The sequence below is a fragment of the Allobosea sp. Root381 genome (genome assembly GCF_001429395.1).
In the GTDB taxonomy this organism is placed as follows: Bacteria; Pseudomonadota; Alphaproteobacteria; order Rhizobiales; family Beijerinckiaceae; genus Allobosea.
The window spans coordinates 96,475-109,245 of the sequence record NZ_LMJT01000008.1; the positions used below are offsets into that span (position 1 = coordinate 96,475).

General features: G+C 68.4%; 9 protein-coding genes. 3 read left to right on the plus strand and 6 right to left on the minus strand.

What is annotated here, in order from left to right; translation table 11 throughout:
* Positions 1 to 7: 7 nt before the first annotated feature.
* The 3 genes from ASE63_RS09295 (at position 8) to ASE63_RS09305 (ending at position 4,712) form a co-directional block, all read left to right on the plus strand.
* Positions 8 to 2,533, plus strand: a complete 2,526-nt coding sequence (locus tag ASE63_RS09295) for a branched-chain amino acid ABC transporter ATP-binding protein/permease (RefSeq protein ID WP_056800002.1) — start codon at positions 8 to 10, stop codon at positions 2,531 to 2,533.
* A gap of 136 nt (positions 2,534 to 2,669) precedes the next feature.
* The gene (locus tag ASE63_RS09300; protein WP_056800005.1) at positions 2,670 to 3,611 is read left to right on the plus strand and encodes a 3-hydroxyacyl-CoA dehydrogenase; all 942 of its coding nucleotides are present in this window, start codon (positions 2,670 to 2,672) and stop codon (positions 3,609 to 3,611) included.
* Positions 3,612 to 3,779: 168 nt separating this feature from the next.
* Positions 3,780 to 4,712, plus strand: coding sequence for a 3-keto-5-aminohexanoate cleavage protein (locus tag ASE63_RS09305; RefSeq protein WP_056800008.1), 933 nt, complete (start codon positions 3,780 to 3,782; stop codon positions 4,710 to 4,712).
* Positions 4,713 to 4,837: 125 nt separating this feature from the next.
* On the opposite strand, the gene ASE63_RS09310 is transcribed toward ASE63_RS09305, so the two are convergent.
* The 6 genes from ASE63_RS09310 to ASE63_RS09335 are packed head-to-tail and all read right to left on the minus strand — an operon-like array spanning position 4,838 to position 12,767.
* Complete coding sequence (locus ASE63_RS09310) at positions 4,838 to 6,448, minus strand: choline dehydrogenase (protein ID WP_056800011.1); 1,611 nt, start codon at positions 6,446 to 6,448, stop codon at positions 4,838 to 4,840.
* The gene (locus tag ASE63_RS09315; RefSeq protein WP_056800013.1) at positions 6,445 to 8,622 is read right to left on the minus strand and encodes an alpha-ketoacid dehydrogenase subunit alpha/beta; all 2,178 of its coding nucleotides are present in this window, start codon (positions 8,620 to 8,622) and stop codon (positions 6,445 to 6,447) included. The genes ASE63_RS09310 and ASE63_RS09315 overlap by 4 nt, the downstream gene beginning before the upstream one ends.
* A 24-nt stretch (positions 8,623 to 8,646) precedes the next feature.
* The gene (locus ASE63_RS09320) at positions 8,647 to 9,423 is read right to left on the minus strand and encodes an SDR family NAD(P)-dependent oxidoreductase (protein ID WP_056800015.1); all 777 of its coding nucleotides are present in this window, start codon (positions 9,421 to 9,423) and stop codon (positions 8,647 to 8,649) included.
* A complete protein-coding gene (locus ASE63_RS09325; RefSeq protein WP_056800019.1) occupies positions 9,420 to 10,232 on the minus strand; it encodes a shikimate dehydrogenase in 813 nt (270 codons plus the stop codon). The genes ASE63_RS09320 and ASE63_RS09325 overlap by 4 nt, the downstream gene beginning before the upstream one ends.
* 5 nt (positions 10,233 to 10,237) lie before the next feature.
* A complete protein-coding gene (locus tag ASE63_RS09330; protein ID WP_056800022.1) occupies positions 10,238 to 10,942 on the minus strand; it encodes an ABC transporter ATP-binding protein in 705 nt (234 codons plus the stop codon).
* Entirely contained in the window at positions 10,926 to 12,767 is a 1,842-nt protein-coding gene (locus ASE63_RS09335; RefSeq protein ID WP_082609786.1) for a branched-chain amino acid ABC transporter ATP-binding protein/permease, read from the minus strand. The genes ASE63_RS09330 and ASE63_RS09335 overlap by 17 nt, the downstream gene beginning before the upstream one ends.
* Positions 12,768 to 12,771 lie beyond the last annotated feature (4 nt).

Sequence of the window (12,771 nt, forward strand, 5' to 3'; positions counted from 1 at the left end):
GGCCGCAATGACTCAAAGCCAACGCGACCACGCGCCGCTCATCATCGCCGCCGCCGGGCTACTCGGCCTGCCCTTCCTGATGCATGCGATCGGCCTCGGGACCACGTCCGCCACCGAAATCGTCGTCTTTGCCATCGCCTGCATGGCGCTGAACATCCTCGTCGGCACGACCGGCCTCGTCTCCTTCGGCCATGGCACCTGGTTCGGGCTCGCGGCCTATGCGGCAGGGCTGATCCAGCGCCACTGGCTGCCCGGCCAGTTCGCCCTGCCGGTCCTGCTCGCCGTGCTCTTCGTCGGCGTCGTTGCCTTCGCCTTCGGCGCGCTGATCCTGCGCCGCAAGGGCGTCTATTTCTCGCTGCTGACGCTCGCTCTGGCCGCGATGACCTATTCCGTCGCCTTCCGCTGGACCTCCGTGACCGGCGGCGAGGACGGCCTCGGCGGCATCAAGCGCCCGCTTTTCCTCGGCATCGATTTCGAGCAGGCCTCGAACTACTATGTGCTCGTCGCGGTGATCGCCATGGCAGCGGTCTACGGGCTCTGGCGCTTCCATCGCTCGCCGGTCGGCACCGTGCTGGTCGCGATCCGCGAGAACGAGCAGCGCGCGCGCTTCCTCGGCTACGCCACCACCCGCTACAAGCTGACCGCCTTCACGCTCTCGGCGGCGCTGACCGGGCTCGCCGGCACGCTTCTGCTATTCAACAACCGCATGACCTCGGCCGAGCCCATCTCCGTCGCGTTCTCCGGCGAGTTGCTGGCGATGGTGGTGATCGGCGGCATGCGCTCCTTCCTCGGGCCGGCGCTGGGCGCGCTCTTCTTCGTCATCTTCCGCGACTATCTTTCGAGCGTGACGCCGAACTGGCTGTTCTGGTTCGGCCTGCTCTTCGTCGCCTTCATCGTCTTCTCGCCGACCGGCCTCGTCGGTGTCGGCGAGCGATTGCTGCGCCCGTTCCGCAGGCAGGTCACGGGCGATGCCGCGATGTCGGAGCGCAAGGCCGGCTCGGTGACTCTGCCGGACTTCATGAAGCCCGCGGACGCCAGCGACGGCACGATCCTGACCGCGACCGGGCTCGCCAAGAGCTTCGGCGGCATCAAGGCGGTCGAGAATGTCGATCTGACGATGGCCGACCGCAGGCTGCACGCCCTGATCGGCCCGAACGGCGCCGGCAAGACCACCGCCTTCAACCTGATATCGGGGATGTTCGCGCCTGATCGCGGCGAGGTGCGCCTGCGCGAACGCCAGATCGGCGGACTCTCGCCGGAGGCGATTACCCAGGCCGGGATCGGCCGCGCCTTCCAGATCACCAATCTCTTCCCGACCTTGTCGGTCGAGGAAAATGTCCGCCTTGCCGTGCAGGCGCGCGCGCCGGAGCGCTTCGGCTTCTGGCGGCCCGCCGGTTCCCTCGCCGTGGTCTCGTCGCAGACCAGGACCGTCATCGACACGATGGGGCTGCGCGGCATCGAGACTGCCGAGGCCGGCTCGCTCAGCTATGGCGGCCAGCGCCTGCTCGACATGAGCCTCGCGCTCGCCACCAAGCCGCGCGTCCTGCTGCTCGACGAGCCGCTGGCGGGCCTCGCAGCAGCGGAGCGCGAGCGCGTCGGCAACCTGATCAAGTCGATCTCGACCGACCTGCCGGTGCTGCTCGTCGAGCACGACATCGACCGCGTCTTCGCCATCGCCGACCATGTCACGGTAATGAACGAGGGGTCGGTGCTCGTGGACGGCACCGTCGAGGATGCGCGCTCCTCGCCGCGCGTGCAGGAGGTCTATATCGGTTCGGGGGCGCATGCCCTGGCCGAAAAGGCGCGCCAGAGCGCCGCGCGTCATGGCGTCATGCTCGGGCTGGACAAGGTCGATACCTTCTACGGGAAGAGCCATATCCTCCGGCAGGTCTCGTTCGACGTCCACGAGAACGAGATCGTCGCGCTGCTCGGCCGCAACGGCGCCGGCAAGTCGACCGTGCTGAAGACCATCACCGGCATCGCGCCGCCGGCCAACGGCAGCATCACGCTGGCGGGCAGCGACATCGCGGGCCAAGCATCGGCGACAATCGCGCGCGCCGGCATCGCCTATGTGCCGCAGGGGCGCGGCCTCTTCGCCGGCATGAGCGTCAAGGACAATATGGAACTCGGCCGGCTCAAGCGCCTGACCGGGAACGGCACGCGCTGGGAGGACGAGAAGATCTTCTCCTTCTTCCCGCGCATCAAGCAGCGCTGGAATTCCCCGGCCGATTATCTCTCGGGCGGCGAACAGCAGATGGTGGCGGTGGCGCGCGCGCTGTCCGGCGACACGCGCGTGCTGCTGCTGGACGAGCCCTTCGAGGGGCTGGCGCCAGCGGTCGTCGAGGAATTGTTCGAGGCTTTCGACAAGCTGCGGCACGAGATCGCGATCGTCATCGTCGATCACCATCTCGACCTCGCGCTGGCCCTCTCGGACCGGACCGTGGTGCTGGAGCGCGGCAGCGTCGTCCACACCGGCCCCTCGCTCGCGCTGAGCCAGGACCTCGCGCTTCGGCGGCAGGTGCTATGGCTGTGATGATCTGCCGGCCCGCCGTCCAGCGCGTCATGCTCGGGCTCCGCCCGAGCATCTCTCCCCGGAGATTCTCGGGTCTACGCTCCGCTTCGCCCGAGAATGACGGGCGCCTGTCTCAACGAACGTGGAAATGCCTCGCATGACCAAGATCGCCATCGTCGGCTCGGGCCTGATCGGCCGCGCCTGGGCCACCGTCTTCGCCAGCCACGGTTTCGAAGTCGCGCTGCACGACGTCGCGCCCGGCGCAGCTGAGGCGGCGCGGGTCCATATCGCCACCAATCTCGAGGAACTCGCCGGCCATGGCCTCGTTTTGGATCCGAAGGGCTCGCTCGCTCGCATCCGCGTCGCTTCCGGCCTCGCCGATGTGCTGGAGGGCGCCGATCTGGTCCAGGAGAACGGTCCGGAAACCGTCGAGGCGAAGCGCAAGCTCTTCGCGGAAATGGACGCGCTCGCCTCGCCATCCACCATCCTCGCCTCCTCCACATCCTTCATCATGGCCTCGACTTTCAGCGAGGGGCTGGCGGGCCGCGCCCGTTGCCTCGTCGCGCATCCGGTCAACCCGCCGCATCTGGTGCCGATCGTCGAGCTCGCGCCGGCGCCCTGGACCGACCCGGCCGTGGTCGAGCGGGCGCAGGCGATCTACGAACAGGCCGGCCAGGTGCCGATCACACTGCGCAAGGAGAAGCCCGGCTTCGTGCTGAACCGGCTTCAGGCGGTGCTGCTGGCCGAGGCCTTCCGCCTCGTCGGCGAGGGTGTCGCCAGCGCCGAGGACGTCGACAAGACGATCCGCGACGGGCTCGGGCTGCGCTGGTCGTTCATGGGGCCGTTCGAAACCATCGAACTCAACGCACCGGGCGGCATCCCCGACTATTGCGCCCGCTACGGCGCCTCGCTGGCGCGGATGCAGCCGGAGGCCAGCAGCGCCGATCCGTTCGGCCCGGATACGGTCGCGACCGTGATGAGCGAGTGGCCGGGCACGCAGGCGCCGGAGCGCGTCAAGCGGCTGAGCGACTGGCGCGACACCCGGCTCGCGGCGCTGCAGGCGCATAAGCGCGGTGCGGAGCGCAAGCCGGAATCATAGGATCCCCCGGCCCTCATCCTGAGGAGCAGCCGAAGGTGCGGCTCGAAGGATGTTCCAGTGGTCTCGGAGCTTCCTGAATCATCCTTCGCGACGCCGCGTGCCGCGGCTCCTCAGGATGAGGGCTGAGTTTGAAATTGCCAGACCACCGCAGCGAAAGGACCCCACGCGATGGCGAAGAACCGCAAAGTCATCATCACCTGCGCGGTCACCGGCGCAATCCACACGCCCTCGATGTCGCCGCATCTCCCGGTGACGCCGGAGGAGATCATCGACGCCGCGGTCGGCGCCGCGGAAGCCGGGGCGGCCCTCGTCCATGTCCATGCCCGCAACCCGAAAACCGGCCAGCCCGACCAGTCGCCGGAAGCCTTCGAGCCCTTTCTGAAGGTGATCAAGCAGCGCTCGAACTGCGTCATCAACATCACCACCGGCGGCGCCCCGACCATGGGCGTCGAGGAGCGCCTTCAGCCCTGCGCTTACTTCAAACCCGAGGTCGCCTCGCTCAACATGGGCTCGATGAATTTCGGGCTCTTCCCGATGCTGGCCCGGTTCAAGGATTTCAAGCACGATTGGGAACGACCCTATCTCGAAGGCTCGAAGGACCGGATCTTCAAGAACACCTTCCAGGACATCGAGAACATCCTGACCACCTGCGCCGAGAACAACACGCGCTTCGAGATCGAGTGCTACGACATCGGCCATCTCTATACGTTGGCGCATTTCGTCGATCGCGGGCTGGTGAAGCCGCCCTTCTTCGTCCAGTCGGTCTTCGGCATCCTCGGCGGCATCGGCCCGCATCCCGAGGATGTGATCCACATGAAGCGCACGGCGGACCGGCTGTTCGGCGACGCCTACCAGTGGTCGGTGCTGGGCGCCGGCCGGCACCAGTTGCCGATCGCGGCGATGGCCGTCTCGATGGGCGGCAATCTGCGCGTCGGGCTGGAGGATTCGCTCTGGCTCGGGCCGGGTCAGTTCGCCAAGTCCAACGCGGATCAGGTCAAGGCCGCGCGGATGATCATCGAGGGGCTGGGTCTCGAGGTCGCAACGCCCGAAGATGCGCGCGAGGTGCTGCAGCTCAAGGGCGCCGACAAGGTGAATTTCTAGGACGCTCCGCGCCACTGCGCCGCCATGGTCGGACTTGTCCCGACCATCCACGTCGTCGCTTGTCGGGAGCGGTGTTCAAGACGCGGATGCTCGCCACGAGGGCGAGCATGACGCAGGGCGCTGCCCTACAAGCCGTCCTCCCGGATCAGGTCCGCCGCCTTCTCGGCAATCATCAGCACCGCCGCCTGCGTGTTGCCGGAGACGACCGCGGGCATGACCGACGCGTCGGCGATGCGCAGGCCCTCGATGCCGCGGACGCGCAGCCGCGGATCGACCGCCGCCATCGGCCCCTGCCCCATGCGACAGGTCCCGACGGCGTGGTAGATCGTCTGGCCGTTATCGCGAGCGAAATCGAGCCAGTCGGCATCGCTAACGCAACCGGGTCCCGGCGCCATCTCATGCGCTCGATAGCGGTCCATCGCCGGCTGGCCGACGATCTCGCGCGCGATCTTCATGCCGTCGACCATGCACTGGCGATCGGTCGGCGTGGCGAGGAAATTCGGGCGGATGGCGGGCGGCGTGTCGGGATCGGGCGCCTGGGCATGGATCGTGCCGCGCGATTCCGGCCGCAACTGCGTCACGCCGATGGTCATGCCGGGCTCGCGGTCGAGCCGGCGCTCGGCAGCGTTGGCGTAGCTCGCGTGCATGAAGAAGTACTGGACGTCCGGCCCCTCCAGATCGAGCCGCGTGCGCACGAATCCATGCGCCAGCCCGGTGCCGAGGGTCAGGATGCCCTTGCGCGTGAGGAAATACTGGGCGACCGACGCCGCCAGCCGCCAGCCGCGCGTCGTCTCGTTCAACGTCACCGGCAGCTTCACCCGCCAGTTCATGCGCGTGCAGAAATGATCACTGTAATTGGCGCCGACGCCGGGCAGTTCGTGACGCGTCGCGATCCCCGCCGCCGCGAGCACGGCAGGGTCGCCGATGCCGGAGAGCTCCAGCAGATGCGGCGTCTGGATCGCGCCGGCGGTCAGGACGACGCTGTGGCGCGCCTTCGCTTGCCGCTCGACGCCGTCGAGCCGGTACGTCACGCCGGTGGCGCGCTTGCGATCGAGATCGATGCGCAGCACATGCGCGCCGGTCCGAACGCGCAGATTGGGCCGGCCGCGCGCCGGGGTGAGCCAGGCATCCGCCGCGCTGATGCGGCGCCCGTTGCGCTGGTTGACCTGATAATAGCCGAAGCCGTCCTGCACCGGTCCGTTATAGTCGCGGTTGCGGGGGTAGCCGGCCTGCCCCGCCGCCGCGATGAAGGCTTCGGCAACCTCCGGGCGCTCCTTGACTTCGGTGACGGGCAGCGGGCCGTGGCGCCCGCGCGTCGCGTCGCCCTCGCCGTCATAGGCTTCGAGCTTGCGGAAATAGGGCAGAACGTCGGCAAAACTCCAGCCGGTGCAGCCCTGTTGGGCCCAGCCGTCGAAATCCTGCGCCTGGCCGCGCACATAGATCATGCCGTTGATCAGCGTCGAGCCGCCGAGCCCCTTGCCGCGCGGGATCGCGATCCTGCGGTTGCGGGTGGCTTCCTCGGGTTCGGTCCAGAAGCGCCAGTTGAAGGAGGGGTTGACGAGGAGCTTGCTGAATCCGGCTGGAATCGGGATCCAGAAGCCCCTGCCCTCGCCGCCCGCCTCCAGCAGCAGCACGCTGCGGCGGCCATCCTCGCTCAGACGGTTTGCCAGCACGCAGCCGGCCGTCCCGCCGCCAACGATGACGTAGTCATAGGCCTCGCCATCGGCGGCGGTCATGCGGCAGCCCCGGTGAGCGGCGTACCGCGCTCGGCCATGGCGCGCGCGATGCCTGCCTCGACCTCCTCGCGCCCGGCGAAGGCGGCGCGCTCCAGCACCTTCGAGATCGTCGGCGAAGCCTCGCGGCCATGGACGCGCTGGACAGGCTGGTCGAGCCAGTCGAACAGGCGGCGATGCAACTCGTCGGCGAGCATCGCGCCGTAGGAGGTGCCGCGCGCACCTTGCTCGACGATCAGGACATTGTGCGTCTTACGGATGCTCGCGCCGATCGTCTCCCAGTCGAGCGAGGCGCGGTCGAGCGTACGCAGGTCGACGATCTCGGCATCGACGCCGAGCGCCTCGACCGCCTCGACAGCGCGGTGGACCATGGCGGAATAGGTCAGGATGGTCAGGTCGCGGCCCTCGCGCACGCGGCGCGCCCGGCCGAGCGGGATGGTGTAGTCGAGGTCATCAGCCGGAATCATGCCGTTCATCTGGTACAGATCGACGTGCTCGATCACCAGCACCGGATCGCTGCCCTTCAGTGCCGCATTCATCAGGCCGATATAATCCTCCGGCGTCGAGGGCGCGACGATGCGCCAGCCCGGCGAAGTGGCAAAAACGCCAGCCGGATCGAGCGAATGCTGCGAGCCGTAGCCGGTGCCCATGGCGATCTTGCTGCGCAGCACCAGTGGCACGTCAGTGGTGCCGCCGAACATGTGGCGCGCCTTGCCGATCTGGTTGAAGACCTGGTCCGCTGCGACCCACATGAAGTCGGGGTACATGAACTCGACGATCGGCCGGTAGCGCCCGTCCATGGCGAGCCCGCCGGCAAGGCCGGTGAAAGCATTCTCGCTGATCGGGGTGCCGAGCACGCGGTCAGGAAATGCGGTGGCGAGGCCGCGCGTCGCGCCGTTGGTGCCGCCCTTCAGGCGGTGGATATCCTCGCCCATGATCACCAGCGAAGGATCGGTCTCAAGTCTCCGGTGCAGCACGTCGGCGATGGCATCGACGAATTTGCGCTCGATGCGCTCGCCAGCCGGCGGCCCTTGCGTCGGCAGCGCCGGTAGCTCGCCGCGCAGGCCGACATCGACGAAGGCCGTGTCCGGCCAGAGCTCGGGGCGGATGCGGCGGCGGTTGCCGTCCGGCTCCAGCAGTTCGCCAGCGATGTCCTGCATCAGGGCGACGCTGCGCTCGCGCAGATCGGCCACGGCGCCGTCATCGATCAAACCAAGCGCCGTCATCTCGGCGGCGACCCGGGCCAGCGGATCGCGCGCGCGCCAGGCGGCCTCCTCCTCCTTCGGGCGATAGCCGAAGGCCGAGCCGGGCAGCGGGCCGTTCTGATGGTAATAGCGATAGACCTCGAGTTCGATCAGCGCCGGCCCTTTGCCGGCCCGTGCCAGCGCGCTCGCCTCCTGCATTGCCAGATGCACGGCGAGCGGGTCCATGCCGTCGACGCGCCAGGCCGGGATGCCGAAGCCCGGCCCGCGGCCCGAGAGCCGGTGCTCGCGCGTAGCCTCGTCGATATGGGTCGCGACAGCGTAGAGATTGTTCTCGACGACGAAGATCAGCGGCAGCGCCCAGGCTGCGGCAAGGTTCATCGTCTCCAGCGTCGAGCCGATATTGATCGCGCCGTCACCGAAATAGGTCACCGCGACATCGCCGTTGCCGGCGAGCTTGTGCGCCATGGCGGCGCCGGCTGCGAGAGGCACGCCGCCGCCGACGATCGCATTGGTCCCGAGCGCACCCGCCTCGATCCAGCGCAGATGCATCGAGCCGCCGCGACCATGGCCGAAGCCCGGCTGCAGGCCAAGGATTTCGGCGAGGCTGCGATGCAGCATGCCTTCGACAGGCGCGGCGAAATCCGCAGTTGGGTCGAGCGTCGGCGCGAGCCAGGAGAGCGCCTTGGCGAGGAACTGGTGGTGGCCGCGATGCGAGCCGTTAACCTGATCGCTCGCGCGCAGGCCGATCACCGAGCCGACCGCCCCGCCCTCCTGCCCGATCGAGGAATGGGCCGGGCCATGAACCAGACCCTCGCCGGCAAGTTCCAGCACGCTCTCCTCGAAAGCGCGGATCAGGTGGAGCTGCGTCAGCATGCTGCCGAGCAGCGCCGGATCGGCGGCCTTCCAGTCGGCCGGGGTCGAGCGCAGCGCGGTCCAGGGCGCGCTGGCCTGGAGTTTCTCACGCCTGGGCATCAGGGCCGTCCTCCGGCTCTTGTCTCAGAGATAGCCATTGGCGCTCCAGCCTCCGTCAACGCCAGCGATCTGGCCGGTAATCGCGCTGGCCTCGTCGCTCGCCAGGAAGGCGGCGAGATCGGCAACCTCCTCCGGCTCGATGAAGCGGCCGATGGGCATCCGCGCCGTCAGCGCGTCGGCATCGAGCCGGCCGCGCGCGATCAGGTCATCGAGGAAGGGCGTGCGGACATAGCCTGGCGCCAACGCATTCACACGCAGGCCGTGGTGGGCCCATTCGAGCGCCAACGTCTTCGCCATCATCGCGACGCCGCTCTTCGAGACGCAGTAGCCGACACGCTCCGGCGCGGCGACGACGCCGTACATCGAGGCCATCAGCAGGATGACTCCTTGCCCGCGAGGCACCATGCGGCGGCCTGCCGCCTGCGCCGTCAGGAAGACGCCGCCGAGATTGACGTCCATCACCCGGCGCCACTCGGCGAAACTGAGCTCCAGCGTCGGTCCGTTCTGCGAGACCCCGGCATTGGCGACGACGATGTCGAGCGGGCCGATTTCGGCCTCCGCCCGCTCGAAGGTGGCATCGACCTGTTCCGGCACGCAAACGTCGCAGGCGATGAAGCTGGCGCCTTCGATGCCGGAAAGCGCTGCTTCCGCCGCCGGATCGTGATCGGCGACGACGACCCGCGCACCGCGCGCCGCAAAGCGCCAGGTCATGGCGAGGCCGAGGCCGGAGCCGCCGCCGGTGATCAGGGCGACCTTGCCGGCAAGATCGCGGTTGCGATCGGGAGCCGGTGCGGCCGTCATGGCCGTGCGCCCGGCGCCGTCATGCCCATATAATCCGCCATCATCTCCAGCTGGCATTCGAGCATCGGCAGCCCGTAATGAACGCGGCAGCCGCGCGCCTGGGCAGCCGCCAACAGCGCGGTGACGCGCGGCTGCATGATGATCTCGGCGACGACCTGCCGCCCGGACAGCCGGGATGCGTCGACCGGCAATGGGTCGCCCTCGGCGAGACCCAGCGAAGTGCCGTTGACCACGATGTCGTGGTTCGCGGGGTCGGCCTCATCGAGCGCGACGGGAAGCTGCGGAAAGGCATGCGACAGGCGCCGCGCCAGGTCCTCCGACCTGGCGCGGGTGCGGTTGGCGATCGCGAGGCTCGCGACGCCCGCCTCGGCCAGCGCGAAAGCGATGGCATTGGCCGCCCCGCCTGCGCCGAGCAGCAGGACGCGGCGCCCCGTCGGTTCGAGGCCCTCGCGCCGCAGGCCTGCGACGAAGCCGAGCCCGTCGAGGATCTCGCCGACGAGGCGGCCGTCCGGCTCCCGGCGGACGCAGTTGACCGCCCCGACCAGCCCGGCCTGCCGCGAAATCTCGTCGCAGAGCCCGACGATCGCCGTCTTGTGCGGGACGGTCGCGACGAAGCCGCCGAAGGTCTTCATCCGCTTTAGGCCGGCGACGACCGTCGCGAGATCGTCCGTACCGACATGGATCGGCACCATCACCCCGTCATGGCCGCGGGCGCGCATCAGCGCGTTGAGGCGCTGCGGCGTCTGCACATGATGAACCGGGTCGGCAAGGATGCCATAGACGCGGCTGTGGCCGGAGATGTCCGTCATCTGCCCTAGATCCCGAGATAGGCGGTCTTGATATGCGGATCGGCGAGAAGTCCCTCGCCGGTGTTCTCCATGGCGATACGGCCATTCTCGATGACATAGGCACGCTGGGCGATCTTCAGCGCATGGAAGGCCTTCTGCTCGACCAGAAGCACCGTCGTCCCCATGGCGCAGATGCGCTCGACGATGCCGAACATCTGTTGGACGATGATCGGGGCGAGGCCCAGCGAGGGTTCGTCCAGCATCAGCAGGCGCGGCTTCGCCATCAGCCCGCGCGCGATCGCGACCATCTGCTGCTCGCCGCCGGAGAGCGAGCCGGCGAGCTGGTCGAGCCGTTCGCGCACGCGCGGGAAGATTTCCAGCACCTCCTCGAAGCGGGCGGCCGAACCCTCGCGGGCATTGGCGTGGTAGCAGCCCATCATGACGTTGTCGCGGACCGTCATCACCGGAAAGAGCTGGCGCGCCTCCGGCACCATGACGAGGCCGCGGCCGACGATGTCGGCGGGCGCGGCGCCGGCGATCTCCTGGCCGTCGAACGCGATCGAGCCGGCCGTCGGCTTCACCAGCCCCGAGATGGCACGCAGCAGCGTCGTCTTGCCGGCGCCGTTGGCGCCGATGATGGTAACCACCTCGCCTCTGCCGATCCGCAGCGAGATATCGTGGAGAATCGTGGTGCGGCCGTAGCCGGCCGTCAGCTCAGAGACCTTGAGCATTGGCGAAATCCTCTCCGAGATAGGCCTCGATCACGCGCCGGTCGCGCACCACCGCCTGCGGATCGCCCTCGGCGATCACCTTGCCGGAATCGATCACGATGATGCGGTCGGACAGGCTCATGATCGCCTGCATGTTGTGCTCGATGGCGATGACCGTGACGCCGCTGTCGCGCACGGCGCGGATCAGCTCGACCATCTTCTGGGTGTCGGCCTGGCTCTGCCCGGCCATCACCTCGTCGAGCAGCAGGATGTCGGGCTCGGTCGCGAGCGTGCGGGCGACCTCGAGACGCTTGAGATCCCCGATCGGCAGGTTGCGCGCCTCGACCTCGCACAGCTGGTGAAGGCCGACCAGCGTCGAGACCCGCAGCGCGACCGCTCGTGCCGAGGCGACGTCGGGATGGCGCATGAAGGCCCCGATCATGATGTTCTCGATTACGGTGAGCTTGCCGAAGGGCTGGACGATCTGGAATGTGCGGCCGATGCCGGCCCGGGCGAAGGCGTCGGCGCTGGATGGCGTCGTTTCCTGCCCGCCGGAGACGATGGCGAGGCTGCCCGAGCTCGGCTTCAGGAAGCCCGAGATCTGGTTGAACAGCGTCGTCTTGCCGGCGCCGTTGGGGCCGATGATGCCGAGGATCTCGCCGCGCTTCAGCAACATCGAGACGTTGTCGGTGGCGAGCAGGCCGCCGAAACGCATCGTGAGATTCCTCGTCAGCAGCATGGTCTCGCCGGCCGCTCCGGTGATCTGGCGCAGCGCCGGCGCCTCCGGCTCGGGGCGCGACCTGCCGCCGGGCAGGCGGTCGACCCAGCGGCCGACCGTCGCCCCGAAGGTGCCGACGAGCCCGCCGGGAAGCGTCAGCGTGATCAGGACCAGCACCGTGCCGTAGACAAAGCCGTGCAGCCCGTTGGCCGAAGCGCCGAGCCAGCCGCGGGCGGCTTCCGCGATCGGCACGACCAGCACGGTGCCGAGCAGCGGGCCCAGCACGGTGCCGAGGCCGCCGATGAGGGAGAACATCGCGATCTCGATCGAGGTGGCGAGCGAGAACATCGTCGCCGGCTCGAGGAAGGTCGTATACATCGCGTGGAAGGAGCCGATCAGGCTGGTCAGCGCGGCCGAGACGACGACCGCCTTGAGCTTGACCTCGGTCGGGCTGATGCCGGCCGCCGAGGCCGCATCCTCGCGCTCGCGCACGGCGGTGAGGTAGTATCCAAGCCGCGCGTTGCGGATCGCCCAGGAAACGATGAGCGTCAGCAACAGCAGGCCGAAAGCGATGATCAGGTAGTTGAACTTGTCCTGGAAGATCATCCAGGTCCAGCCGAGCTTCAGCGGGACGATCAGCCCCGCCGAGCCGCCGGTGACGCCATGGAAATGGATCGCGAGCAGGCGGATCACTTCCAGGAAGGCGATCGTCGCCAGCGCGAAGAACGGCCCGCGCAGGCGAAAGCAGGGAAAGCCGATGCAGACGGCAACGACGGCCGAGAGCGCCGCGCCGGCCCACATCCCGATCCAGGGCGTGAGGCCGAAATGCTGGATGAGCAGCGCCGTTGTGTAGGCGCCGATCCCGTAGAAGACCATGTGGCCGAGCGAGAGCTGGCCGGCATAGCCGCCGACGATGTTCCAGGCGGTGGAGAGCCCGGCGAAGACGCAGATCGTGACGAAGACGTGGATGACGAAGGGCGAACCGCTCATCGCCGGGATGATCAGCAGCAGCGAGAGCAGGATCAGCGCGACATAGACGCGCGGATGGGTCAGCGCGGAAAGCCGACTCGGCCTGGCGATGGCGACGGGCGCGGCGGTTGCGGTCTGGGAAGCGGTGTGATGGGACATGGGC

Excerpts from the sequence above, each read along its gene's own strand:
- ASE63_RS09320 (WP_056800015.1), bottom strand. The coding sequence starts at position 9,423 with ATGACGGCCGCACCGGCTCCCGATCGCAACCGCGATCTTGCCGGCAAG.
- ASE63_RS09325 (WP_056800019.1), bottom strand. The coding sequence starts at position 10,232 with ATGACGGACATCTCCGGCCACAGCCGCGTCTATGGCATCCTTGCCGAC.
- ASE63_RS09315 (WP_056800013.1), bottom strand. The coding sequence starts at position 8,622 with ATGCCCAGGCGTGAGAAACTCCAGGCCAGCGCGCCCTGGACCGCGCTG.
- ASE63_RS09295 (WP_056800002.1), top strand. The coding sequence starts at position 8 with ATGACTCAAAGCCAACGCGACCACGCGCCGCTCATCATCGCCGCCGCC.
- ASE63_RS09330 (WP_056800022.1), bottom strand. The coding sequence starts at position 10,942 with ATGCTCAAGGTCTCTGAGCTGACGGCCGGCTACGGCCGCACCACGATT.
- ASE63_RS09310 (WP_056800011.1), bottom strand. The coding sequence starts at position 6,448 with ATGACCGCCGCCGATGGCGAGGCCTATGACTACGTCATCGTTGGCGGC.
- ASE63_RS09300 (WP_056800005.1), top strand. The coding sequence starts at position 2,670 with ATGACCAAGATCGCCATCGTCGGCTCGGGCCTGATCGGCCGCGCCTGG.
- ASE63_RS09305 (WP_056800008.1), top strand. The coding sequence starts at position 3,780 with ATGGCGAAGAACCGCAAAGTCATCATCACCTGCGCGGTCACCGGCGCA.
- ASE63_RS09335 (WP_082609786.1), bottom strand. The coding sequence starts at position 12,767 with ATGTCCCATCACACCGCTTCCCAGACCGCAACCGCCGCGCCCGTCGCC.